The following is a 24,146-nucleotide window of genomic DNA, read 5'->3' on the forward strand; positions in this document are numbered from 1 at the left end:
GATAAAGGCAATACCCTAAGGAGATTTTGATGCCGAAGTTGCGTCCTTTTCGTGCGCTGCGTCCCACTAGTGAGGCCGCCCCGCGGGTAGTAGCACTTCCTTATGACGTTATGAACCGACAGGAGGCGGCCGAACAAGGCAAAGACCCCGACTCCTATTTGCATATCACCCGCGCGGAAATTGATTTACCCTCAAGCGTGGATCAACACGCTGACCCGGTTCACGAGCAGGCTACCGCCAATCTGGCCGATTTTATTAACCGCGGAGTTCTGGTCCGCGAAGACCGGCCCTGTCTTTACCTGTACCGCGAGACTTGGCGGGGAGCCGCCCAGGTAGGGATCGTAGGGTGCGCGCAGGTGGCAGACTATCAAGACGGCACTATCAAGCAGCATGAAAAAACTTTAGCGATTAAAGAAGCCGACCGAATTAAACATTTCGACCGGGTAAATGCCCACACAGAGCCGGTTTTTCTTACTTATCGTGCCAATCAAGAAATCGATGAACTTTCCGCGCGGGTAATTAAAGAAGAACCGCTACTTAAAGGGGAAACTTTAGATGGCACCTGCCACGAGCTGTGGCCCTTGTCGGATGAAGATACCTCCTTGGCTGCCCGCGCCCTAGAGGCGCTGGACTACTTTTATATTGCCGATGGGCATCACCGCTCGGCATCGGCGGCAAAAGTGGGGCTTTCTCGCCCGCAACGCGCCGGTGCCCCCTGGAATGAGTTCCTCGCAGTCGCGGTTCCTGATCACGACTTGCGCTGCCTGCCCTATAACCGCCTAGTGCTTGATTGGGGGGACACCAACCCCGCCCAGTTCTTAGCCGATTTAGCTCAGGTAGCGGCGATAACCGAGCTTGGTGAGTTTGCTGCGCCGCAAGCTCCCGGCTCTTTCAGTATGTATCTGGAAGGCAAGTGGTATGGATGCACCTTCCACCCCACCGTTATCGCGGGCAAACAGCTACCCGATTCCCTAGACGTATCTTTGCTGCAAGAAAAAGTGCTTTCTCCCCTATTGGGGATTAAAGATCCCCGCACCAGCCAGCGCATCGAATTCGTGGGCGGGATTCGCGGGGACAGTGAACTTAAAGCCGCAGTGGATAACGGGGCGGCCTGCGCGTTCTATATGTATCCCACCCAGATCGACCAAGTGATGGAAGTGGCTGACGCCGGTAAAATCATGCCCCCTAAGTCCACTTGGTTCGAGCCGAAACTGGGCAGCGGCCTGTTTGCCCACCCCCTCTGGGACTAGCATTAGCGGGGTTAAATAACTTAATTTTCCCGAGGACGCACTTCGGGTGGCTACTGAAGGGCTGTGGTCGAGATTTTTAGGAGCCTTGAGGCCGGTCTTGTGCTCCTCCAAAACGCCGATTACGCCCTCCAAAAGCTGATAGCTCGCGCCAGAGTTGTTCCCGTTTAAAATCTGGCCACATCTCGGGAACAAAGCTAAGTTCCGCATAGGCACATTGCCACAGCAAGAAATTAGACAGGCGCTGCTCCCCAGAGGTGCGAATCAGTAGATCCACATCCGGCATGCCTCCTAGATACATTTCCCGTGCCAAGGTGTCCTCACGGATATGGTTTTCGCTGATTTCCCCAGCCGCAACCCGGCGCGCAACCGCGCGAGCGGCATCAACCAATTCCGCACGGCCCCCATAATTGATGCACATATTAAACACCATCCCGGTGTTTTTGCTGGTCAAATCGGCAGCAGCTTCTAGTTCTTTGATAACTGACTTCCAGAGGCGCCCGCGGCGACCCGACCAGACTATGCGCACGTTCCAGTCGTTGAGTTCTCGGGAGCGCCGGCGAATCACATCCCGCGAATACCCCATTAAGAAGCGCACTTCCGCCGGGGAACGTTTCCAGTTCTCGGTGGAAAAAGCGTAGACGCTCACCATCTTCACCCCGGCTTCTACTGCTCCTGCCAGAGTATCCATCAGTGATAACTCTCCGGCTTGATGACCGGCAGTGCGCGGCAAACCCTGTTGGTTAGCCCAGCGTCCATTACCATCCATGATTAACGCCACATGGGTGGGAACCTGCGATAACGGAGGTATGGAGGCGCCTTGCCCGGGGGGAACAGTTGCTACAAAGTCTTTATCGCTCATGTTCTTATTATGCCTGGCGTTCCCTTACCGACAGGGATTTTAGCTTTCGCTCTAATACCCATTCGGTATAGGCGGTGACCACTTCTTCAGCTATTCCCTGGGTTAGCCCGTCCGCTTGATAAACTTGCGGCCACTGCCCCACAAACAGCGAAGTAAGTAGCTTGGTTACTGCCTCTGAGATGCGGATTCCTCCACTGAGCTGGCACTGTTCACACACCATCCCGCCGGCAGGAGCGGAGAATACTTTGAAGGGACCGCCAGATCCGCACAGCGCACACGCATTTAAAGCCGGCGCCCATCCTGCAATCGCTAGGGTGCGCAAAAGATACGAGGATAGCACCATGCCCGGACGGTGCGCCCGATTCGCTAAGGCCGGTATTGCCCCCGCGAGTAGCCGGTATTGGCTGCGCGAAGCCTCGCCCTCGGAAAGTTTTTCCGCGGTTTCTAGCATTACCTGTCCCGAAAGGTAACGTTCGTAGTCGGAGGAGATAGCCGGGGCGTTAAGGCTAAGCGATTCGGCTTGAGTGACGGTGTCCAGGTTTCTCCCCACATGGAGCTGCAGTTTTACCCGATTAAAGGGGCTTAGGCGCGCCCCAAATTTCGAGGAGGTGCGGCGCAGTCCTTTGGCTACCGCCCGCACCCCGCCATGTTCTAAGGTCAGCAGCGTCAAAATCATGTCTGCTTCCCCTAGCTTGGTGGTTCGCAGGACAATCGCCTGGTCGGTATAGGTTCGCAGCACCCGGTTATTATCTCATATCTACGTGCTAGCTCAGCGTTGACACAGCTCAAAGGACGCTTGCGGGCGAGAGCTAGCAGCCGCCTCCGCAAATACTAATGCCAGCAGCCACGTAAAACCTGCAAAACGATTGCTAGACTTCCTGCAAAACGATTGCTAGAGCATTATTAATACACTTCAATAAGTTTTAGACACCCAAAGCTTGAATTGGAAAGGTAAAGGTAGGAACGTCATTTTCCAGCTTCGTGAGCTTAGCTATCGGTCCAGCCAGAGTAACTACTGCCAGGAACGAAGGTTTCTTCATCACCTCTAAATCGAGCGTATTCACGATTTCTTGCAGTTTTTGCCCTGCTTGAGAGATTTTGGCGGTTCCTAGTTTGACTTCGATACCTGCCCAGCGTCCATCAGGAAGAGTAACGATTCCATCGATTTCCCGGCCGGAGCTATCGCGGTAGTGATAGAGCTTACCTCCTAAAAAGCTAATCAGGGTATGTAGGTCATGGAGAACGGCGCTTTCTAATATCAATCCTAGAGTTTTCGGGTCATAGGCTAGCTGAGTAGGCGTAGCCCCCAGAAGATTAACCGCCATAGCTGGATCAGCTAGATGATATTTTCTCGCCGTACGCAGCCTTGCTCTCGTACGTAGCTGCGGCAACCAGGCAGGAATTTCTTGGACTACAAAAATCCTCCCTAGTAGTTCCAGATAGTTAGAAATGGTTCTGTTTTGGATTTCTCCTGCTAGTAGCTCGATGTCGCTGCGAATCGTGCCTATTTTTAACTCACTAATCACGCTGCGCGCTACCGACTGCAGGATTGCCGTGATTACTTGTGGAGAATGCCGGATCTCGGCTAGGCGAGATAAATCTAGGCGGGTGACCTCATCAATATATGCACTGATACGGCGGGAAGAAAGAGAAAAATCATCATGGAGCATATCGGGGAATCCCGGGCGGCATAGCAGATTGATTGCCGAGGTGGGATCATCTTGGCCAGGGAAAAGGTCGGGAAATTCCCCCGCAAATAAGTTGCGTAGGGATACAGATGGCATTGAGTTATCCTTGCCCAAAACTTGGTCTTTTTCACAAGTAGTCATGGTTTGTTGGGTAAGGCGCAAGAAGCGACCCGCCCCAGTATGTCTGGTAATGTCATCAGCTGGGAGGGCGGATCCGGTCAAGATGAAACGTCCGCGCTCAGCCCTGCCATCTACCTCGCGGCGAACTAGATTCCAGCTTTCGGGGATAACCTGCCATTCGTCTAACAGCCTGGGGGTGTCACCACGAAGAAGTAGTTCAGGTTGAAAATCAAAGATTTCTTTTGCGTGGGGAGTATCTAAAAAGATATAAGAGTTAGCCGCATTTAGGGCGCTCATAGTCTTGCCGCACCCACGAGGACCCTCGATTATAACGGCGCCTACCCCGTGCAGGATTTCCTGCAAGGGGCTATCAATCATTCTGGGTAGATAGGGTCTACCCACTATCGCTTCGGTGTCCACATGCTTATTATAGCAGTTCAAAAGCTCTAGCGCATTATTTGCAGACATTCTAACGCAGGTTTTGCAGATATCCTAGCGCACCTTTTGCAGACGTTCTAGCGCAGGTTTTGCAGACCTTTTAGCGTTCCGCGCGGTTGAGGGCGCTGATAACTGCCTTATAGGTCGCGCGGGTAATCGAGGGATCGATACCTACTCCCCACAGCACCTGACCGGCAATCTCGGCCTCGACATAGGCCGCTGCCCGCGAACTTTCGCCGGTTTCCATCGCATGCTCGACATAGTCGAGCACTTTGATATCCAAGCCCAGCCTTTGGAAAGCAGTAATAAAGGCCTCGATAGGCCCGGGCGCCACCGCCTCTAAAGTCCGCATAGCGCCGTTATCACTAACCTGAGCCCGCAAGGAGACTTCCCCAGTTTCATGGTTGGTGTCGGCGCGAGAATCCCGCAGCTTAAAGCGGCCCCAGGGCGTGAGGCTATGTTCTTCACCGGGCAAATATTCATCGGCAAAAATCTTCCACAAATGCTGCGAATCGACCTCGCCCCCGAACTCTTCTGTGTAGTCCTGAACGTGGCGATAGAATTCCACCTGCAGGCGGCGCGGCAAATCCAAGGAATAATCCCGTTTCATCATGAAGGCGATACCGCCCTTACCGGACTGGGAGTTCACCCGCACCACTGCCTGGTAATCGCGTCCGATATCCCCGGGGTCAATCGGCAGGTAAGGAACCGTCCAGATAACCTGGTTTTGGTCGCCACCAGCAGCTTTAACCTGTTGGGCGCGTTTATCAAAGCCCTTCTTGATGGCGTCCTGGTGGGAACCGGAGAAGGAAGTGTAAACCAAATCGCCAGTGTAGGGCTGGCGGGGATTAGTTTCCATGCGGGTGCAGTGTTCGACAGTTTCGCGCACCTGATCCAGATCAGATAAATCCAGCATGGGGTCGATTCCTTGGGAATAAAGATTCATCGCCAAGGTAATCAAATCAACGTTGCCGGTGCGCTCCCCCTGCCCCAGGAGGCAGCCTTCTACCCGGTCGGCACCGGCTTTCATAGACAGTTCCGCCGCCGCAATCCCCGTGCCGCGGTCATTATGGTTATGTACCGACAGACATACATGTTCGCGACGGCTTAGGTTACGGCTCATCCATTCAATCTGATCCGCATAGGAGTCCGGAGTGTAGCGCTCTACGGTGGCGGGCAGGTTCAAAATGATTTCGCGATCTTCATCGGGCTGCCAAATATCCATGACGGCTTCACAGATTTCCAGGGCAAACTCGGCTTCGGTATCCACGAAAATTTCGGGCGAATACTGCAACCCGAAAACCGTGGAATCATCAAGCTGTTTTTCTGCCTGCGCGATTACCTCACGTACCCCGCTAACCGCCAGTTCTACGGTGGCCGCCTTATCGTTGTGGAAAACTATCTCTCTGAATGTTGGGGAGGTGGCGTTATAGATATGCACATTGGCTCGCGGCACCCCCACTAGGGATTCCACGGTGCGTCCGATTAGGTCTTCGCGCGCCTGGGTGAGAACTGAAACGCAAACGTCTTCGGGAATCGCGTTATCTTCAACCAGTGAGCGCACGAAGTCAAAATCTACCTGTGAGGCCGCCGGAAACCCGATTTCGATTTCTTTCATCCCGATCTGTACCAACAGATCGAACATTTTCCGTTTACGCAGCGGATCCATCGGGTCAATCAAAGCCTGGTTACCGTCCCGCAAATCCGTAGATAGCCAGCGAGGAGCCTGGGTAACATTTCTATCTGGCCAGGTACGATCCGGCAGTTTCAGGGAAGTATCCCAAAAATGGGCATACTTTTGAAAGGGCATTCCGGAGGGTTGTTGACGGGGAGCTTTACCAGTAGTTCGCATTCTAAGATTTCTTTCTGCTTTTTAAGTGGCTGGCCGAAGACACCAAAGAATCCCGCGACGAGTCTCGACCAGTTTTACTGGACTTCGTCGCGGCAGCCTAGCAGCAGAACCAATGCGCGCATACACCTACTCTAAACAGTTTTTCCACTTTCTGGTAACCAGCGTCCCGCATATTGAGCGGACAGGCGGGGACCCTGGGTGGACTCGCGCGGAATAAAGGCACTTTCCCCCGCCACCAAGATATCCCCGGCTTTCGGCATATAGGCGGCACCAAATATCTGTTTCATCAGTAGGTTTACCCCTAGGTTCGCAAGTTTATCGACCGGTTGATCAATCACGGTAATAGCCGGCGACATCACCGAGAACCAAGGAATATCATCAACTGCCGCCAATCCCAGATCGGACCCGAGCTGCATCCCCATGCTCTTGGTAATCATTAAGACTCCCAGGGCAATCTGGTTAGAGGCACAAATAATAATATCGGGACGGTACAGTGCCAACAGCGCCCGGGTAGCACTGGCGGCCGGGACTGCTTCATGGGGGCAATACTCAACTTCCACTTTCCTAAAACCGCAGCTATCTAAGGCCTCGATTAGAGTTCCGGCACGATGCCGTTCCGCTAAAGAAAACTCTGGACCAGCCAAATAGGCGGGATGGCGATATCCGGCAGCACGCAGATGCTCTGCCAATTCTTGCATCGCCCGGGCAGAATCAATCACCACCGAGGGTACAGCTCCCCCGCGTGCCTGCCGGTCCAAAGCCACCATCGCGATTCCTTCCGGAGGATCCGGATGCTTCCAGCCGGGCGCTACCCGAGAGGGAGGTACCACTAAAAGCCCATCTACCCCCTGTTTTGCCAGCGCCCGAATTCCTCTTTCGTAGCTTTTCCCATCCTCGTGAGCATTAGAAAGCACCAAAGACACCTGGTGAGAATGAACTGCTCGTTCCACGCAATGCGCCAGCATCGCATAAAACGGGTTCATTACGTCTCCTAGAACCAAACCGATAGCTCCAGTGCGTCCCGTGCGCATCGCCGCTGCTAAGCGATCTTTTTGATACCCCAATTCCTCGGCGGCAGCCAATACTTTCTGCCGGGTAGCAGGCGCTAAATTGGTATTCCCATTCAGGGCGCGCGAAACGGTGGCAATCGAAACTCCAGCGGCTTTAGCCACATCACGAATGGTTGCCACGAAAAACGCCTCCTAGCAAGTGCTTTATAAAATCCTAGCAAGAAAATTAACCTTCCAGGAAACGTTTACAAGAATGCGGTGGGCTAGACCCGCTGTGCCGCAACCGGGGAAAGCACCGTCCTTAAAGCTAAGGGAACCAAACCTGTCTTTGCTCTCTAAAATCCCAGACGTCCTAGCATTTTAGTGTCGGACTGCCAGTTCTTGGCTACTCGCACATGCAGGTGTAGCTGTACCGGGGTACCTAGTAGTTTTTGAATCTGGCGTTTCGATTTGATCCGTACCCGGCGAATATGGCTGCCCCCTTTTCCTATCAAAATTCCTTTTTGAGAATCGCGCTCTACGAACACATTTACGTGCACGTCTAGGGGCTTGGCTTGTTCTTTAGGGACACCGGGCCCGTCCTCAGCAGCATCGGAGGGCGTGGTAGCATCCTCGTTCTCAGCACCGCCCTCGGATTCCTTGGTAGCATCCTCGTCTTTTTGCGGGGTACGGTGCGTTCCATATCCCAGGCGGGGGCCGCTATCTTCCCCTTGGTAAAGAATCTCTTCTACCTGTACCGCAATCGAATGTGGTAGTTCTTCACGCACCCCCTCCAGGGCGGCTTCCCGCACGAACTCGGCAATCATTTTTTCTACCGATTCATCACTGACCTGGTCACGGGGATATAGCGGCGGGGAGGGCGGTAGGTATTTAGCAATCTGATCGACCAGGACAGATACTTCCCCCTCTAGGGCGCTAAGGGGAACTATCTCCCGCCAATCCCCCAATTCACCCGCTGCTACCAGCGCCGCTACCATTCGTTCTTTAGAAACCAGATCGGCTTTGGTAATCGCCACGATCACCGGAATGTTCAGGTCTTTTAACGCCTCGGCAATATAGCGGTCTCCCGGACCGATTTTTTGATCTGCCGGCAGACAAAACACCACCGCATCTACATCTACCAAGGCTTCGCGCACCATATCGTTTAGACGTTTGCCTAGCAGGGTGCGGGGACGATGCAGACCGGGAGTATCGACCAGCACAATCTGGTAATCCTCACCCTGGACTACGCCTCGCACGTTATGACGGGTAGTTTCTGGACGCGAAGAAGTAATGGCTACTTTCTGCCCGACCAGCGCATTCGTTAGCGTAGATTTGCCTACATTGGGCCGACCCACGATAGAAACAAATCCCGCACGGTGCTCGCTGGATTCTGGTTTTACTTGCTCATTCATTCCTCGTCCGTTTCTGTCTCTACCCGTTCTACCAATAGGGTATCCATTTGCCGACGGCGACCGGCAACTGATTTCACGGTTAACTCCAGTCCTTTGACCCGGGCATGAGAGCCCAGCAGCGGCACTTTACCCAGGGCTTTGGCCAGCAGTCCTCCAACCGTATCCACTTCGTCATCATCTATTTCGAGATCTACCAGGGTAGCTAAGTCATCCAAACCTAAACGGGCAGGTACCAACCAGGTATTTGCGCTCAGTTGTTCCGGTTCTTCCTCAGCGCGATCGTGCTCGTCGGTTACCTCGCCGACCAGTTCTTCCAAAATATCTTCGATAGTTACCAGACCGACTGTGCCTCCCCATTCATCTACCACTACCGCAATATGGGGAGCGTCAGCTTGCATCTGGCGCATCAGGTCATCAGCGAGCATTACTTCCGGGACGAAAAATGCTTCGCGCATCATTTCTGGCACCGGATGATCCGTCAGCTCCGGACGGGAAAAACAACGCGAAACCACGTCTTTTAGATAAAGCATGCCGCGCACGTCATCGGCATCATCGCCTAACACCGGAATCCGCGAAAACCCGGATTGGATAAATATTTCAAAGGCTTCCCGGGCGAGAGTAGTGGTCTCGACCGAAACCATATCGGTGCGGGGCACGATGATTTCACGTACCAAAGTGGTTCCTAGCTCCAAGGCGGAACGCACAATCTGGCGGTCTTCGTCCTCATAAGCGAGGTTTTCTTCCTCCGCCATTTCCTCGACCATTTCCCGGAAATCTTCGGCGATTTCAGCGCGGGAAGCAGCCTCATCTACCGGGGACAAGGGCGCTATTTTTTGTACTACCCATTCGACGGGGCGATAAAGTACCGAGATGCGATTACCAAAATTAACCATTTTTGCCAGCCAGAGGGCAGTAGCCTCCGGGCGATAAATACCCACTCGCATGCCCGCAAAAGTAGCGAAAATAAGCAATAGCGCCCCCAATACCAGCAGCGATACCAAAAGAGCTACCCACCAGGTCAGCCCGAATCCCACCATCGCCAAGGTCATACAGGCAGAGGCTAGTACCTGCGCAAATAAGCGCCACGACTGGCAGATAGCCACGGTATGGAGTCTATCTTCTAGCAGGGATCGTACTAGCCGCGCGCGACGGCGCCCCTCTTCCACCAGATCTTGAGCACGGGCATGAGACAGAGTTTGAAACGCTCCCAATGCCGCTGCCCAGGCGGTATCTACCGCCACGAGCATAATCGCTAAAGCAAGTAGCCCTCCGGCAGGTATCTGGGAGAACAAAGTTAGCTCCGCTCCGCTAAGAAAGTCAGCAATAGTTTGCGTTGCAAGGCAAACATTTCTTTTTCTTCATCCTTTTCGGCGTGGTCATAGCCTAAAAGATGCAAGATTCCATGCACCGTGAGCAGTAACATTTCTTCGGTGGAAGAGTGTCCCGCTTTAGCTGCCTGTGCCTTGGCAACTTCGGGACAAATCACGATATCTCCCAGTATCCCCGCCTCGGTAGGAGCTTGCGCACTGCCGGGACGCAGCTCGTCCATGGGAAAACTCATCACATCGGTGGGGCCCTCTAGATCTAGCCACCGTTCATGTAGGGCGGCTATCGCATCCGATTCCACGAAAATCAGCGACATTTCCGCGGCGGGAGATACATGCATTGCCCCCAGCACATAGGCGGCAAGCTCTTGAAACTCCACCCCATCTATTGGGTATTCGGTTTCGTTCAAGACCTCTACGCTCATCGATATTCCTCTCCCACGCCTTGAGCGTTCGCAGACCGCTCATAGGCGTCAATAATCAGTCCCACCAGTTTATCGCGCACCACGTCCTCACTGGTCAAATAGCAAAATTCTATATCTTTAACTCCGGTGAGGACGTTGCGAGCGTCTTTTAGTCCCGAAAGTTTTCCTCGGGGTAAATCAATTTGGGTGATATCACCGGTCACTACCATGGTCGAGCCCTGCCCCAGGCGGGTGAGGAACATTTTCATCTGCTGGGTGGTAGTGTTTTGGGCTTCATCCAGCACAATAAACGCATGCGAAATGGTGCGCCCCCGCATATACGCCAAGGGTGCCACCTCGATAGTTCCGGATTCTAAAAGTTGGGCAAGTTCGGCCGGTTCCAACATTTCCCGGAGGGCATCATAAAGAGGACGCAGATAGGGATCGATTTTTTCGGTGAGGGTACCGGGCAAGAAACCGAGGGATTCGCCCGCCTCTACTGCCGGACGAGTCAATACTATCCGCGATACCGCCCCAGATTCCAAAGCTTCCACCGCTTTGGCCATCGCCAGATAGGTTTTCCCAGTACCGGCCGGCCCCACCCCGAAAACAATGCGATTATTGGTAATCGCCTCTAAATAACTTTGTTGACCAGGAGTTTTCGCCCGAATTTGCCGGCGCTTAGTCCGCAGTACCGGCGCCGTTTCCTGGGTTGACATCAGGGTAAGAGCTTGCTGAACTGCCGCGGCCGATAAGGGATTACCGTGACGGGCCGCCGCGATCAACTCAGTCAGTAGGTCGGCCCCCATCCGGGCCTCGCCCGGGTTCCCTTGGAAGGTTACGATGTTGCCACGCGAGTTAATCCGTACCCCCGGCAGGTTATCTTGCATTGCCCGCAATACCTGGTCACCGGGGCCAAAAACCAGTACTGGATCCAGGTCTTCCGGCAAAACCACTTGGGTTTGCTCATCGGTCATTTAGAGAGATTCCTTCCGGCCCCACAGGCCACTACAAAGCCCCAGCGCGGCCAGGGCAGCCGGCCCGGCGCTAGAGGAACGTAGAACCGTAGGTCCTAGCCGCGCAGTAACCGCGCCCGCAGCGCTAAAGTCTGCGGTTTCCTCCGGGCTTACCCCGCCCTCAGGGCCAACTATCACATGTATCATTTTAGCCTGACTTACCTGTTCCCAGGCTTTAGCTAGCGGTAGCGAAGAATCCGGGTCTAGCAGAATGAACCTTTCTTCACTGCTTGCAGCGGCAATTACCTCCTGCAGCTGCCTAGAATCGGTAAGCGGATCTAGCAATGGCCAGTTGGCGCGGCGGGATTGCTTCGCCGCCGCTTGCAGCAGCGATAGCCATTTCTTGCTTCCCCGCTGCAGCTTTTGCCCCTTCCACTGCACGATGGATCGCTGGGCGGCCCAAGGACGCACCCGGCTTACCCCCAATTCGACTGCCGACTCTACCGCCTGTTCATCGCGCCCTCCCTTAGAGAGTGCCTGGATCAGCCCAAACTGAGTTTCCGGTAATGATAGGGACATTACCTGAAGCACTTCGAACTCTAAATAGTTTTTGTCGGTTGCCAATATCTGGCAACGCAGGCGCAGGCCCTTACCGTCGACCAGGTCCAGGGGATCCCCTACTCCTAGTCGCAGCGACCCGACCGCGTGTGCGGCCTCTGCACCTTTGAGGGATCCGCGTCCTCCTGCTTGCAGGGAGACGAGCGGCGGGCAGGATGCGTCACCTAAAAAAACCGGAAGAAACATTAGTGACCTGCAAATCGTTCCCGGAGGCGAGAGAAGACCCCGCCGTCCTCTAAAGGTTCGGGTTCTACTCGGTCTTCTTTTCGCATATCCGCTAACTGTTCGATCAGTTCCCGCTGGGCAGCATCCAGATTGGTAGGCACCTGCACCATAATATTTACGATCAGGTCGCCGCGGCCTTCCCGCTGCAGACGCCCTACCCCCAAACCTGGTAAGCGAATCTGCTGCCCCGGCTGGGTACCTGCAGAAATAGTTATCTCTTGAGTGCCATCGAATGTTTCCAAATCCACCTGGGTGCCCAAAATGGCGGCAGTCATGGGGACTCGCAAAGTGGTCTCTAGATTATCCCCGTGGCGGGCAAATACCCGATGCGCGCTGACCTTAATCTCTAAATATAGATCCCCACTGGGACCGCCACCGGGCCCTACTGCCCCTTTACCGCGCAGCTGTACTTTATGCCCGGTTTGCACCCCGGCAGGGATTTCTACCTGCATGGTGGCAGTAGTGCGAACCCGTCCTTCCCCAGAGCATTCGGGGCAAGGATCTGGGATGGTGGTACCGTGACCGGCGCAGGCACTGCAGGGAACCGTAGATTGCATTTGCCCTAAGAAAGTGCGGGTGGAGCGGGTTACTGAGCCGCGACCGTTACAAACCTGGCAGGTTCGCGGGGAAGTACCCGGAGCGCAACAGCTCCCCTCACAGGTAGGACAGACTACGGCAGTACGCACCTGTACCTGTTTCTTTACCCCGAAAACGGCTTCTTCTAAAGAGATTTCTAGGCGTTGGCGCAGGTCTTCACCCCGCCGCCCTCTGGGAGTAGGTCCGCCGCCAGCGTCACCTCCGAAGAAAGATTCGAAAATATCGGAGAACATCGAAAAGTCCCCCATACCGGAGGTGGCAAACCCGGATTCGCCTCCCATATCGTAGCGGCGACGCTTGTCAGGATCAGAGAGGACTTCGTGAGCCATAGATACTTCTTTGAAAGCATCTTCTGACTCCGGCCCGGCTACGTCGGGATGCAATTTGCGGGCTTTGCGGCGGTATGCCCGGCGGATTTCCGCCTCGGTAGCATCGCGGGAAACCCCTAGGATCTCGTAGTAATCAGCCAACGGTACTTTTTCCTCTTTCCTTTACCTACCTGGTCATCATGCGTGATAAATATCGGGAAACTGCTCGTACTATGCTCATGGCGCGCGGATAGTCCATTCTTTGCGGACCCACTATCCCCACATGAGCGACCCCGCTTTCTTTATCTCCATAAGCGCCTGCCACGATGGAAGTCTCCGACAGGGAATGCTCCCCCGATTCAGAGCCGATAGTCACTGTTACTGGAGAATCTTGTTGATCGATCTCCGAGAACAGACGCAGCAGAGTTACCTGTTCTTCCAAGGCATCCAAAATAGAGCCGATCGAGCGGGAAAACTCGGGGCTAGAACGTACCAGGTTTCCCGCCCCCACCATTACGATCCTCTCAGTCCGTTCTCCGGTAAGGGCTTCGCGAATAATCGGCATTACTTGGGAAATAACTTCTAGCTGTTCCGGGCGGGCTCCTGCCATTAAAACCGGCTCCACCTGGGATATTTGGGATTCTTCCATTCCCTCTAGAGTGGAGTTTAACAGCGTAGCCAGAGAGTGGGCACCGGCAGAATCTACCTCATAACGAGTATCGATAGTAGCCTGCTGCACCCGGGCACTGTTAGTAATCACAATTACTAATAATTTGAACTCGGCAACTGGAATTAGCTCGATATGGCGCAGACCGCTGCGCTCAAAATGCGGATACTGCACCACCGCTAATTGCCGCGTCAACTGGGCCAATACCCTGACGGTACGTTCGACTACCTCATCAAAATCGGCGGCCCCCAAAACGAAAGTCTCAATGGCGCGGCGCTGGGCACTAGTAATCGGGTTCAGCTCGGAGATCCGGTCTACGAAAGCCCGATAGCCCTTTTCGGTGGGCACCCGCCCGGCAGAAGTATGCGGCTGATAGAGATACCCTTTTTCTTCCAGTACGGACATATCATTTCGCACAGTGGCCGGAGAGACTCGCAGGTCATGCCGATCAACCAACGCTTTAGAGCCTACGGGTTCACCGGTTTCCACGTAATCGGTAACGATAGCTCGCAAAACGTCGTCGCGCCGGATGCTTGCCTGGCTCATATCTCCTCACTGTTCTCGGACTGGGGCGCGCGAATCACCGTATAAAATTTTTCAGCACTCGACCGCCTCGACTGCTAACTCTACCCTGATTGGCAGCTAGTTATTAACCCGGAACCTGTGATTCGCGCAAAGCTAAAGGCGGCTACGCTTAGTTTCGAGCCTCAGCTAGCACTTGTACCATCGCTAGCGCTGCCTGTACCGCCTCGTAACCTTTATCTTCGTGGGAAGATTCCAGGCCTGCCCGATCCAGGGCTTGCTCCACGTTATCGCAGGTGAGCAGTCCAAACCCTAGGGGAATCTGGGACTCTACCGATACTTTGGTAAGGCCATAGGTGGCAGCGTCACAAACATAATCAAAATGGGGGGTACCGCCGCGAATCACCACTCCCAGACAAACCAGAGCGTCGGCTTTACCGGCCTCGGCGTAGGCTTTAGCTGCGAGAGGAAGCTCGAAGGATCCGGGTACCCGCACTACTTCAAAGTTGGCTTTCGCGTCCTGACAGGCGCGTTTTGCCCCCGCTATCAGTCCTTCCATTACTTGTTCATGCCAATGAGTAGCAATGATTACTACCTTTTTCCCTGCAGCGGAAGTATGCAGATCAGGAACTCCGGCTCCAGCCATTTCTTTCTCCTTAACGCGGGTTGATTATTGAAATAAGAGGTCGCGACTATTTCTTAGCCACAAATTTTTCAAGGTTGTGGAAGGTATGTCCCAGGCGCTGTTTAGTGCGTAAATATTCGATATTGTGCGGGTCGATACCCACTTCTAGGGGCACGGTTTCCTGTACCTGAATCCCGTCTTGACTAAGCAGCGCCTTTTGCGGATTGTTGGTGAGCAAACGGATATTAGTCATCTCCAGGTCTCGTAGAATTGCGGCTGCGGCCCCATATTCCCGCAGGTCAATTGGCCACCCCAAATCCAGATTAGCCTGAGCGGTATCGCGCCCTTGATCTTGCAGAGCATAGGCTTTAATTTTTTCGCTCAGTCCAATCCCGCGTCCTTCTTGCCCGCGCAGATAAATAATCGCGCCGCCCTCCGCCGCTACTTCTTTCATAGCTTGTTGTAGCTGCGGCCCGCAGTCACAGCGCAGGGAACCAAAAGATTCCCCGGTCAGACATTCGGAATGAATCCGTACCAGCGCGATAGATTCGGGGGTCTTTTCCGAGATCAAAGTAATATGAACTGCGCCTAGTTCGGCATCGCGATAGGCGCGCACCGTGAAGTCCCCGAACCTGGTGGGCAACTTGGCACTAGCTATCTCTTTAACCCGGGCACTTTCTTCCGCATCTGCCTGCGGTTTCATCTGGGATAAAAATTCCTTTAGCTCGGTAACTGTGATTAGTTCCAGGCCGAACTTTTCGGCGATTTCCGGGCAGTCTTGGTAGCGAACCATAGACCCGTCATCATGCACCATTTCCCCAATTGCTGCCACCGGTGATAGCTCAGCTAGATTCATTAAATCTACGGCGGCTTCGGTGTGTCCCGCCCGAGTAAACACCCCGCCACTGCGCGCCCGCAGCGGCAATATATGGCCCGGACGCACTAAATCTTCACTGGTTGCGAGGGGATTTGCTAAAGCTCGCAAAGTGGTCCGGCGATCCGCAGCCGAGATTCCGGTGGTTACCCCCTGGGCAGCATCACAGGAAACGGTATAGCAAGTGCGTAGCTGGTCTTGATTGGCGGGCCACTGAATCGGCAGTCCTAGCAGCTCCGCGCGTTCGGCAGGCATAGGAGCGCAGATATAGCCAGAGGTGTAACGCACCATCCACCCCATCCACTCGGGGGTAACTTCTTGGGCGCTAACAATCGCATCGACCTCGTTTTCGCGATCTTTGGAATCCGCTACCAGAACGGGTTTTCCTGCCCTGAGCGCCGCGCTTACCCGCTCAAATAACTGCACCAAGTCACTCATTGGTTTTACTATCCTCCAGTAAACGTTCCACGTATTTCGCTATCTGATCAGTCTCTAAGTTAACTAGGGAACCAACCTGCAGCGTCCCTAAAGTTGTTTGGTCACGGGTGACGGGAATAATCGCCACCCGGAAGTAATCGGCGCCCACCGCGGTTACGGTCAAAGACACTCCGTCAATCGCAATCGAGCCTTTGCGGGCAATCTGGGGAAGCAGCGAGGAGGGGGCCGAAATCTGCAGCTCCAACCAGCGCTCTCCCTCTTCGAGAGAAGTTACCGTGCCGGTGCCGTCGATATGCCCGGCGACTAGGTGTCCCCCGAGGCGATCCGTCGGGAGGAGGGCGCGCTCCAGGTTAAGCGGGTCTCCAAGGCGTTTTTGCCCCAAGGTGGTGAGCTTTACGGTTTCCGGCATCGCGTAAGCGAAAAAAGCATCGCCTTCTACCCGGGTCACGGTCAGGCAGATCCCGGAGGTAGCCACCGATTCTCCCCGGCTCAGCTCACCGGCGAAACTGCACGTCACCCCGATTTCGAGATCTTTTTCCCGCATCTTGAGAACCTTGATGCGTCCTACCTCTTCAATTAGTCCGGTAAACATGACGCCCCTTCCTTTTCTAATGCCAAGAAAACATCTCCGCCTAACTCTTTGACCTGTTGCAAACTAAAATCTAGCGAGCTGGTCAAGGTGGTAATCCCCAAGTCGCCTATCCCTTTATGCCCATCTCCCAGCAGACGCGGGGCGAGGTAGATATGCAGCTCATCAACCAAGCCTGCCTTTAGCGCGGCGGTTATTAAAGTCGGCCCGCCCTCTAGGAGGGCAAAAATCTCTCCGCGCTGATAGCAGCCTTCTAGTACTGCCTTCAGATCGTGGGTGTGGGCCTGTTCGGCTTCGCCCGCCAGGTAACAGTCCGCGGGAATCTCGCGGTTTCCCACCACCAGGGGGCGGGGCTGGTGCGGCAATTCCCGCCCGTCGGCTAGGCGGGCAGTCAGCTGGGGATTATCGGCAAGCACCGTGCCAGTACCGGCAAGAATTACGTCTACCCGGGAGCGAATCCGGTGCCCATAGGCACGCGATAGTCGATTGGTGATCCATTGGCTAGATCCGTCCTTAGCGGCGCAATACCCATCCAAGGTTTGTGCCACTTTCGCGATCGTCCAGGGCCGTCCGCGCCTGACTGCCTGAATCCAGTGCGCACTCACCGCGCGGGCACTGGCAAGAGCGCTTTCATCCACCCCTACTTCATCGGCGCGCTGGACGTTAATCCCCTGCTGTTTTAAGTATTCCCCGCCACCAGCAGCTTTCGGATTAGGGTCATCGGCTGCCCAAATCACATTTTTTATCCCAGCTTCAATGAGGGCGCGGGTACAGGGCGGAGTTTTACCGGTATGGTTACACGGCTCCAAGGTGATAACTGCCGTGAGCGGAGCGGAACCGGTGTCCTCTTTCAAATTAGCGAGGGCATCAACTTCGGCGTGAGCGCTTCCGGCTCCCCGGTGATATCCCATCGCTAATATGCGACCGGCTGGAGAAAGAATAGCGCAGCCCACCTGAGGGTTTCCTCCGGTTCGCGGGCCTTGCAAGGCGGCTTTGCTGGCGGCTGCGAGCGCATGAGTGAGCGCGGATTTAGGGGGCATAGAGCCTGCCAACAAGAAAACCTCCTCGCCAATAAAGTGATCCGAGGAGGCTTGGGCGCGCGCAGACGCCATGCAGGCATAACTGCCCGTGCTGCCTCTCATCCGGACTATAACCGTCGGTACCGGAATTTCACCGGTTCAGCCGCCCACAGCGGGCGGGTCGCGGACTTTACCGCCGGTTCGGATTTTCACCGACCCCGGAGCACCCGTTCATTATGCCACATTTTCTCTGGCTTCGCTTAAGCAGCGAAGTGGCAGTGGCGGGGGCTGGCTTGCCGGCGCGGATAGTGCTGCGCCCAGCGCGCGCGGGGCGCACTCATTTGCCATAATGAGAGTTGAACCCAGAACAGGAGCTTTTTATGATCCCGAATTATCGTTTTGGTAGCGAAGAGCTACCGGTACAAGCCGGCCGCTACCTGCTAGTAGTTTCTCCTCTTTGCCCCTATTGCCGCCGGGTGACGATTGCCCGCCGACTTTTAGGTTTAGAGGCCGCAATGGGGGTACGTTACGCCACTGGGTCTGGCCCGGATGGTTTCGAGTTTATTCGAGATGGTTATTCCTATGACCCGCTGCTGATGGTGCGTTCGGCACGCGAACTTTATCGCCGCCAGCCCACTTTTGAACCCGATGATCCCCAAACTGTGCCGGTTATTCTAGATTCCCAACGGGATAACCAGATTGTGGCCACTGAGTCTGCCGATATGCTGCTAGATTTTTGCACCGCTTGGAAACCTTTCTGCCATTTTGAAGCCCCGGACCTTTATCCGGAGAATGAGCGGGCGAAATTAGATGCCTTAGATACCTGGCTTAATAAGCAACTAGTAGCTCCTTCTTGGTCGGTTTCTCATGGTGAAGCCGACGACCAAACCCAGCGGAACTTTTCGCAGACTTTGGAGCGCCTGGACGAGATGTTGCGGGAAAATCCGTTCCTTACTGGCGAGCAGCCCCGGGAAAGCGATATCCGCGCTTTTGTGGTTTTCCAGGTGATCTCTTCCGCCGATCCCCAGATTTTGAGTGATTTCGAGGCCATTAGCGAGTATCTTTCGCGGCTGAGCCAGCTGCCTGCCTGGGTTAGTCCCGAAGAAGCTGCAGCCCTGGATCCCAACTATTCCGGGAGCGGCGAATCTGAAGACTCTGCCGGAGCGGCCGCCTGTAGCGCCTAAGGTTTTCCCCTATAGTTAGGGCGTGTTTGATCGCTACGGAAAAGACGTCCTCGCTAATGATGATTGGCGGAAGCTCCCGGCTTCCCGCCCGGTTCCCGCTACCCGCGGCCTGGTAGTTGAAGATGTGATGACCGGTTTTGTAGGGGCGGTGCTGCGCTGCTATAAAGCCGGCGGGATGTATCTGGTGGAGTTAGAGGATCGCCGCGGCAAAGTGCGAGCTTTTCCCCTAGGAGCCGGTTTTTGGATTGACGGAAAACCGGTGGAGCTGCGGGTTCCTCCATCTGCTAGCAAAAATGACCAGGCTCCTAAGTTGGCGAGCGGTCGCGCCGCTACTAACTCCGGTTCGCGGCGCACGCCGCAGGAGGATAAGCGGCGGGCACGAGTGGCGCGGGCTTCTCGGATTTGGGTAGAAGGGCGTCACGACGCGGAGCTGGTAGAACACGTGTGGGGGGACGACCTGCGCGAGCTGGGAGTGGTAGTAGAAATCCTCGACGGAGTAGATAATCTTCAGGAGCGGCTAGCAGAGTTCGGTCCTACCTCGCAGGAAAGAATCGGTGTCTTGGTGGATCACCTGGTGCCCGGCTCTAAAGAGTCCCGTATCGCCCAGCGGTGTATCGAAACTTTTGGGGAGGACGCAGTCGCGATTGCGGGGCATCCGTTTGTGGATGTGTGGCAGGCCGTTAAACGGCAACGAGTGGGGCTGACTGCCTGGCCGCAGGTGCCGCGAGGCACCGATATTAAAGTGGGCAGCCTGCAAGCACTAGGCTTGCCGGCTGAAAGCCAGGCCGATATTGCTCAGGGTTGGAAACATATTTTGCGGAAAGTACGCGACTGGCGCGACCTGGAACCCGGTCTATTAGGGCCGGTGGAGTCGCTAATCGATTTCGTTACCGCCTCCGGCACCCGCTAACTGTCGTAATCTCCCGTGTCTTCATAGCCAGTGTCCCCTTCATCATCGTAGCTATCGGTGTCATCATCGTAGTCCGAGTCCGAATCATCGGTGTAGTCTTCGTATTCCCCCTCCGCATTTACTTTGTCAAGCAAACCTCGGAATCCCAAAATAGCTTTTTTATAGGGTTTCAAGAAGGGGATTTCATCTATTTCTTTCCCGTAATCTCTTTCGAATTCATCTTGATTTTCTTGGAAATACTCATATCCCAAGTCGTAATCTAGGCTGCTAAGTAAATTAGCAAAACTGCCCGAAAATGATAGTTTTAGTCCCTGTTTCGTGGATTTAGCTACCAATTGATATTTATTATTTTTTGTATAATTTTTAACGTTAGATGTCTGCTTTCCATTTTCATTTTCAGAGATAAACTGACTTCCATTAAATTCCAAGCTGCTGTTTTCAATATTGACACTTAAATTATCCAGGTTAAAAGTAGTCCCGTAAGAGTTTCCTTCTCCCCCCGTTAGATCAAATTTAAGATCTATATCCGGGCCTGCTTCTGCAGACTCTGGAGAAGCGTAAATCATTAACAAGCGACGTACCGGGATATCAAGGAAACGCATACAATCCTCAGATATAAAGTCATTAAGGGTACTAACTTTTGAAACAGCCCCAACCAATTCCTTCCGGAACTGCTCAGTATCACTGGGAGTCTCCCCCGGATCAACCCAATTGGCATCGTAGTTTACCCGGTCACTGTGCGTTGCCTCAGGTCCAAGCGCTATATAATCGACATAACTGGTAAGAATAGAGTAATACCATTTAGCATCTTCCCTAACCGCCATTATTCGCAGTGGAGAGCGAGTTTTATATTCAATACCATCTTTTTCTAAGTCATCAAATGCTTCTAATAAATTATTCAAGTGTTTTTCTTTTTCCGAAGCCTGTTGATTATTAAATACCAGTTTATCCAGGCTGGCTTTTAACTTATCGCGATCTTTTATTTTTACATCAATTCTTCCCGAATAATTGATGCGGGAAATATCGTCACTCAGATCATCGACTTTGCTGCTTAATCCGGAAGTATCGATATCTAGATTTTGCATGACGCTAGTAAGGTCAGAAACCTTATCCTCCAGCTTTCCACTTCCCCCCTGCGACTTTGAATCAGCAGTAGAAATATATTTCTGGAGATCCTTATTGAGCTGCAGCGCATCCTCGACAAAGACGTCCTCGCTGGGGGCACTCATCTGGGCAATCCCTATCAAATCAGAATCATTAAGCGCCCCCTTAAGGGCATCTGCTAGTTTTTCTGGGGAAGCATAGCCGGTATGCCGGAACCCGGCAACGGCGAAATAGATCCCCACTCCGCCCAGAATCACCACTACCGCCGCTAGCACCGCTACTAGTGGGATTAACCAGCGGCGCTTGCGGCGGGGCTTTGGATGTTGTCCGGGAACCGGCGGATACCCTGGTGAAGCAGGGGGCGGAAAACCCGGAGCAAAGTTCGCAGGAGAAGAGTAAGGTGCTGCGGGAGGCGTTCCTGGTGAGTATCCGGCAGGTTGCGGAAAACTCTGCGTAGGGGCTAGCGGTGACAGATTAGCTGTCTCCGCTGGCGATATTCCCGACGCAGGTGCTGCTTTATCTTCCGGTGGGATACCGGGAACTGCCGGCAACGGCTTAGTTACCGGCGGGACCGAACCCGCCAAAGTGGTGGCATCAAAGTTCTTGTCACTATCCGCATCAATTGCGGATTCTTGCGAGGCGCTGACGCTATCGGAGGGGCTATTCTCCTCGCTAGTAGGTGCGGCTAGCTTTTGTTCTCGCGCCTGTAGGTTTGCCTGCACGGCCGGATCCGGATGTCCCTTAATCCACTGTTCCAAATCCGGTGGCAAGGACGGATTTAAAGCCAAATCAGCATGCAGATTAGGGAACTGGGTCAGAAAGCGTAAATAGTCGGCGGGAGTCGCGGGATTACGGGCACACTCCGGAGATGGCGTCAGCGGAGCCGCAGAGGGGGAATAATTATTCTCACCAGATTTTCCAGCTTCAGGCTTAAAACCGTTATTCATGGGGGATCCTTAAAGTTAAAATCGATTCGCTATCTTCAGTCTAGTAGGGGATATATTGCGATTCATCCTTTTTGTTTCCCAATAATGCTGCCCGCGGCAGCTCTACCAGCCTAAAAGTTCGCGGGTAACATAGTCAGCCATCAAGCGCCCTCGCAAAGTTAGTACCGCCTGACTGTTCTTTGCTGCCTCGGCATTAAGATATCCTGCCGCCACCAGCTGCGATAGCCGAGTTTTTTCTTCAGGAGTCAAACGCTTTACTCCGGAGGCGGTGCGCAGCCCTAACATGATCCGCTCCAGCTCTCGGCTAGCAGCTGCTACCACTTCCCCGTCTTGTACTGGAAGGTCACCCGCGGCTACGCGCCCCGCGTAGGCGCGGGGATGTTTTTGATTCCACCAGCGCACCTGGCCGAGATGGGAATGCGCGCCCGGCCCGATCCCCCACCAATTCCAGTCCCGCCAATAGGCCAGGTTATGCCGCGAAACATTAGCCAAATAGGTAGCATCCGGTATCTGCGCGCTAGGCAGTTTTTCGGTATCTTCCCGCCGGGCCCAGTTCGAGATCTCATACCATTCATAACCGGCGGCTTTTAGCAGCGAGTCGGTCATTTCATATTTTTCCGCTTGAATGTCGGGATCAACCGGAGGCAGTTTTCCGTGTTCCACCAGGGCGTGCATTTTGGTGCCGGGCTCAATCACCAAAGAATAGGCGCTAATATGATCAACTTCCAAAGCCAAGGCCGCCTGCAAAGATGTCTCCCAATCAGCCAAGGACTCCCCCGGAGTGCCATAAATCAGATCTAAAGAAACCGCGAGGCCGGCGCGGCGCAGGGCCGCTACTGCTTGTGGGATATTTTCCGGGTGGTGGGTGCGTTCCAAAGTTGCTAAGACCCGGGGCAGTGCCGATTGCATTCCCAGGGACACCCGGGTAAATCCGCTCGCCGCCAAATCCTGCGCCACCTGGTCAGTTATCGTATCCGGATTAGCTTCAATCGAAACCTCCGCGCCCGGAGCTATCCCCCAGGTGCACGCAACCTCTTCCAGGATTGCCCGCAGTGCTCCCACGCTGAGCAGGGTGGGAGTGCCGCCTCCGAAATAAACCGAGGATGCCGGGGGTGGAACTAGCTTTTGCTCGCGCAAAAACCGAGCGGCTAGCGCCAGTTCTCGGAGCGCCGAATCATGGTAACTTTCCCGGTCTGCGCCTACTCCAAAACCGTTCACATAGGTGTTGAAGTCGCAATATCCGCAGCGTACCCGGCAAAAAGGCACGTGAATATAGACCGTGAAGCCCGCTGCCTGCGCACCCGAATCAGAGCGCGCGACCCCCTCCCTCGCTGTGTGGGAAGACTGCGAGCGCCCGCCGGCGCTAGCAGCCGAAAAAAGTTCTTGTAACTTGGCAGTGCCGCTCACGAAAGCCGCTGCGCCACCAGGTCAAATACTTCGCGTCCAGCATCTAGGGCGCGGCGTTCAAACTTGGTCATTACTCGTCCTTCCCAACGCGGAGCGAAACCGCCGCGACCCGGATCCGGGTCTTCGTCATGGGGATTAACCCCCGCATAGGGATTTTCGAAATAGGGGGAATCCTCGATCACGTCCCGCATCTGGAACGCATAATCCGACCAGTCGGTGGCCAGCCGCCAGATTCCGCCGGGACGCAGCACCCGCGCCACGGTTTCCGCAAAAGGAGCCTGCACTAGGCGCCGTTTATGATGCTTGGTTTTGCGCCAAGGATCCGGGAAGAAAGTCCAAACCTCATCGAGAGAGCCCTCCGGGAAAAGAATCGGCAAAGCCTGGGCAGCATCTGCCTCAATAATCCGCAGGTTACCAACCCCCGCCTTAACCGCCTTCGACACCGTCTGGGCAACCCCCGGACGGTAAACTTCAAACCCGATATAGTCGCGATCGGGATGGGAAACTGCGGCAGATACAATCTGATCCCCGTTGCCCGTCCCAATTTCTAAGCGCACCACCGAGTTACGGTCAAAGAGTCGCTTAAACGATAGCGGCTTGGCATCCTCGGCCACCGCCGTGTATCCCGCTCCGGTAGGTACTTCTACCACATATTCACTGGCATGGGCATCCCAAGTATGTTGGAGGGAATCGCTCAGCTGCCGCGCGCGCGAGACAAACGACTTTGACCTGGCCATATAACGTCCTTCCGGAGATGACAGGTCAAACTCAGCGGCACTGCCGCCATTATCGCGCTCTGCCAGTTCCTCCGTCGAA

General features: G+C 54.4%; 22 protein-coding genes and 1 riboswitch. Of the genes, 3 read left to right on the forward strand and 19 right to left on the reverse strand.

What is annotated here, in order from left to right; genetic code table 11:
• Window positions 1–29 precede the first annotated feature (29 nt).
• Entirely contained in the window at window positions 30–1,250 is a 1,221-nt protein-coding gene (locus tag AC1EKS_RS05270) for a DUF1015 domain-containing protein (RefSeq protein ID WP_481009053.1), read from the forward strand.
• 76 nt (window positions 1,251–1,326) lie between these two features.
• Here the strand turns inward: AC1EKS_RS05270 and uppS are convergent, their stop codons facing one another.
• The 16 genes from uppS to ribD form a co-directional block, all read right to left on the reverse strand.
• The gene (gene uppS, locus AC1EKS_RS05275; RefSeq protein WP_481009054.1) at window positions 1,327–2,109 is read right to left on the reverse strand and encodes a polyprenyl diphosphate synthase; all 783 of its coding nucleotides are present in this window, start codon (window positions 2,107–2,109) and stop codon (window positions 1,327–1,329) included.
• A 7-nt stretch (window positions 2,110–2,116) separates the two neighbouring features.
• Window positions 2,117–2,848: a DNA repair protein RecO gene (gene recO / locus AC1EKS_RS05280; RefSeq protein WP_481009055.1), complete on the reverse strand. Its 732-nt coding sequence runs from the start codon at window positions 2,846–2,848 to the stop codon at window positions 2,117–2,119.
• 184 nt (window positions 2,849–3,032) lie between these two features.
• A complete protein-coding gene (locus AC1EKS_RS05285) occupies window positions 3,033–4,295 on the reverse strand; it encodes an ATP-binding protein (protein WP_481009056.1) in 1,263 nt (420 codons plus the stop codon).
• A gap of 160 nt (window positions 4,296–4,455) precedes the next feature.
• Complete coding sequence (gene leuA / locus AC1EKS_RS05290; protein ID WP_481009057.1) at window positions 4,456–6,207, reverse strand: 2-isopropylmalate synthase; 1,752 nt, start codon at window positions 6,205–6,207, stop codon at window positions 4,456–4,458.
• A 131-nt stretch (window positions 6,208–6,338) separates the two neighbouring features.
• A complete protein-coding gene (locus AC1EKS_RS05295; RefSeq protein ID WP_481009058.1) occupies window positions 6,339–7,397 on the reverse strand; it encodes a LacI family DNA-binding transcriptional regulator in 1,059 nt (352 codons plus the stop codon).
• A gap of 155 nt (window positions 7,398–7,552) precedes the next feature.
• Window positions 7,553–8,611, reverse strand: a complete 1,059-nt coding sequence (gene era / locus AC1EKS_RS05300; RefSeq protein WP_481009059.1) for a GTPase Era — start codon at window positions 8,609–8,611, stop codon at window positions 7,553–7,555.
• Window positions 8,608–9,903: a hemolysin family protein gene (locus AC1EKS_RS05305; protein ID WP_481009060.1), complete on the reverse strand. Its 1,296-nt coding sequence runs from the start codon at window positions 9,901–9,903 to the stop codon at window positions 8,608–8,610. Before AC1EKS_RS05305 ends, era begins: the two co-directional genes overlap by 4 nt.
• A gap of 2 nt (window positions 9,904–9,905) precedes the next feature.
• The gene (gene ybeY, locus AC1EKS_RS05310) at window positions 9,906–10,361 is read right to left on the reverse strand and encodes an rRNA maturation RNase YbeY (protein WP_481009062.1); all 456 of its coding nucleotides are present in this window, start codon (window positions 10,359–10,361) and stop codon (window positions 9,906–9,908) included.
• Window positions 10,358–11,317 (reverse strand): PhoH family protein, encoded by a 960-nt coding sequence (locus AC1EKS_RS05315; RefSeq protein WP_481009063.1) that lies wholly within the window; start codon window positions 11,315–11,317, stop codon window positions 10,358–10,360. Before AC1EKS_RS05315 ends, ybeY begins: the two co-directional genes overlap by 4 nt.
• On the reverse strand, window positions 11,318–12,100 hold the full coding sequence (locus AC1EKS_RS05320; protein ID WP_481009064.1) for a 16S rRNA (uracil(1498)-N(3))-methyltransferase: 783 nt from the start codon (window positions 12,098–12,100) through the stop codon (window positions 11,318–11,320).
• Window positions 12,100–13,206, reverse strand: a complete 1,107-nt coding sequence (dnaJ, locus tag AC1EKS_RS05325; protein ID WP_481009065.1) for a molecular chaperone DnaJ — start codon at window positions 13,204–13,206, stop codon at window positions 12,100–12,102. Before dnaJ ends, AC1EKS_RS05320 begins: the two co-directional genes overlap by 1 nt.
• A 25-nt stretch (window positions 13,207–13,231) precedes the next feature.
• Window positions 13,232–14,257 carry a heat-inducible transcriptional repressor HrcA gene (gene hrcA, locus AC1EKS_RS05330; protein ID WP_481009066.1) on the reverse strand — a complete coding sequence of 342 codons (1,026 nt, stop codon included), beginning with the start codon at window positions 14,255–14,257 and terminating at the stop codon, window positions 13,232–13,234.
• Window positions 14,258–14,405: 148 nt separating this feature from the next.
• Complete coding sequence (ribH, locus tag AC1EKS_RS05335; RefSeq protein WP_481009067.1) at window positions 14,406–14,879, reverse strand: 6,7-dimethyl-8-ribityllumazine synthase; 474 nt, start codon at window positions 14,877–14,879, stop codon at window positions 14,406–14,408.
• 46 nt (window positions 14,880–14,925) lie between these two features.
• Window positions 14,926–16,170, reverse strand: a complete 1,245-nt coding sequence (gene ribB, locus AC1EKS_RS05340; protein WP_481009068.1) for a 3,4-dihydroxy-2-butanone-4-phosphate synthase — start codon at window positions 16,168–16,170, stop codon at window positions 14,926–14,928.
• Window positions 16,163–16,762 carry a riboflavin synthase gene (locus AC1EKS_RS05345; RefSeq protein ID WP_481009069.1) on the reverse strand — a complete coding sequence of 200 codons (600 nt, stop codon included), beginning with the start codon at window positions 16,760–16,762 and terminating at the stop codon, window positions 16,163–16,165. Before AC1EKS_RS05345 ends, ribB begins: the two co-directional genes overlap by 8 nt.
• The gene (ribD, locus tag AC1EKS_RS05350) at window positions 16,747–17,901 is read right to left on the reverse strand and encodes a bifunctional diaminohydroxyphosphoribosylaminopyrimidine deaminase/5-amino-6-(5-phosphoribosylamino)uracil reductase RibD (protein WP_481009070.1); all 1,155 of its coding nucleotides are present in this window, start codon (window positions 17,899–17,901) and stop codon (window positions 16,747–16,749) included. The genes AC1EKS_RS05345 and ribD overlap by 16 nt, the downstream gene beginning before the upstream one ends.
• Window positions 17,886–18,007: riboswitch (FMN riboswitch) on the reverse strand. It overlaps the preceding gene by 16 nt.
• Before the next feature lie 151 nt (window positions 18,008–18,158).
• On the opposite strand from ribD, the gene AC1EKS_RS05355 reads away from it, so the two are divergent.
• Complete coding sequence (locus AC1EKS_RS05355) at window positions 18,159–18,962, forward strand: glutathione S-transferase family protein (RefSeq protein ID WP_481009071.1); 804 nt, start codon at window positions 18,159–18,161, stop codon at window positions 18,960–18,962.
• Window positions 18,963–18,984: 22 nt separating this feature from the next.
• On the forward strand, window positions 18,985–19,872 hold the full coding sequence (locus AC1EKS_RS05360; RefSeq protein WP_481009072.1) for a DUF3097 family protein: 888 nt from the start codon (window positions 18,985–18,987) through the stop codon (window positions 19,870–19,872).
• Here the strand turns inward: AC1EKS_RS05360 and AC1EKS_RS05365 are convergent.
• The 3 genes from AC1EKS_RS05365 to trmB all read right to left on the reverse strand — a co-directional run bounded on the left by AC1EKS_RS05365 (window position 19,869) and on the right by trmB (window position 24,067).
• Window positions 19,869–21,923, reverse strand: a complete 2,055-nt coding sequence (locus AC1EKS_RS05365) for a variant leucine-rich repeat-containing protein (RefSeq protein ID WP_481009073.1) — start codon at window positions 21,921–21,923, stop codon at window positions 19,869–19,871. The two genes, AC1EKS_RS05360 and AC1EKS_RS05365, sit on opposite strands and share 4 nt — an antisense overlap.
• Before the next feature lie 102 nt (window positions 21,924–22,025).
• Entirely contained in the window at window positions 22,026–23,330 is a 1,305-nt protein-coding gene (gene hemW / locus AC1EKS_RS05370) for a radical SAM family heme chaperone HemW (RefSeq protein ID WP_481009074.1), read from the reverse strand.
• Window positions 23,327–24,067 carry a tRNA (guanosine(46)-N7)-methyltransferase TrmB gene (gene trmB / locus AC1EKS_RS05375; RefSeq protein WP_481009125.1) on the reverse strand — a complete coding sequence of 247 codons (741 nt, stop codon included), beginning with the start codon at window positions 24,065–24,067 and terminating at the stop codon, window positions 23,327–23,329. Before trmB ends, hemW begins: the two co-directional genes overlap by 4 nt.
• Between the last annotated feature and the right edge of the window lie 79 nt (window positions 24,068–24,146).

The organism is Varibaculum sp. C0165D1 (genome assembly GCF_056590355.1).

Coding starts and splice junctions, on each gene's coding strand:
- AC1EKS_RS05270 (WP_481009053.1), top strand. CDS start 30: ATGCCGAAGTTGCGTCCTTTTCGTGCGCTGCGTCCCACTAGTGAGGCC.
- uppS (WP_481009054.1), bottom strand. CDS start 2,109: ATGAGCGATAAAGACTTTGTAGCAACTGTTCCCCCCGGGCAAGGCGCC.
- AC1EKS_RS05285 (WP_481009056.1), bottom strand. CDS start 4,295: ATGATTGATAGCCCCTTGCAGGAAATCCTGCACGGGGTAGGCGCCGTT.
- leuA (WP_481009057.1), bottom strand. CDS start 6,207: ATGCGAACTACTGGTAAAGCTCCCCGTCAACAACCCTCCGGAATGCCC.
- era (WP_481009059.1), bottom strand. CDS start 8,611: ATGAATGAGCAAGTAAAACCAGAATCCAGCGAGCACCGTGCGGGATTT.
- ybeY (WP_481009062.1), bottom strand. CDS start 10,361: ATGAGCGTAGAGGTCTTGAACGAAACCGAATACCCAATAGATGGGGTG.
- AC1EKS_RS05315 (WP_481009063.1), bottom strand. CDS start 11,317: ATGACCGATGAGCAAACCCAAGTGGTTTTGCCGGAAGACCTGGATCCA.
- AC1EKS_RS05320 (WP_481009064.1), bottom strand. CDS start 12,100: ATGTTTCTTCCGGTTTTTTTAGGTGACGCATCCTGCCCGCCGCTCGTC.
- hrcA (WP_481009066.1), bottom strand. CDS start 14,257: ATGAGCCAGGCAAGCATCCGGCGCGACGACGTTTTGCGAGCTATCGTT.
- ribH (WP_481009067.1), bottom strand. CDS start 14,879: ATGGCTGGAGCCGGAGTTCCTGATCTGCATACTTCCGCTGCAGGGAAA.
- ribB (WP_481009068.1), bottom strand. CDS start 16,170: ATGAGTGACTTGGTGCAGTTATTTGAGCGGGTAAGCGCGGCGCTCAGG.
- AC1EKS_RS05345 (WP_481009069.1), bottom strand. CDS start 16,762: ATGTTTACCGGACTAATTGAAGAGGTAGGACGCATCAAGGTTCTCAAG.
- ribD (WP_481009070.1), bottom strand. CDS start 17,901: ATGAGAGGCAGCACGGGCAGTTATGCCTGCATGGCGTCTGCGCGCGCC.
- AC1EKS_RS05355 (WP_481009071.1), top strand. CDS start 18,159: ATGATCCCGAATTATCGTTTTGGTAGCGAAGAGCTACCGGTACAAGCC.
- AC1EKS_RS05365 (WP_481009073.1), bottom strand. CDS start 21,923: ATGAATAACGGTTTTAAGCCTGAAGCTGGAAAATCTGGTGAGAATAAT.
- trmB (WP_481009125.1), bottom strand. CDS start 24,067: ATGGCCAGGTCAAAGTCGTTTGTCTCGCGCGCGCGGCAGCTGAGCGAT.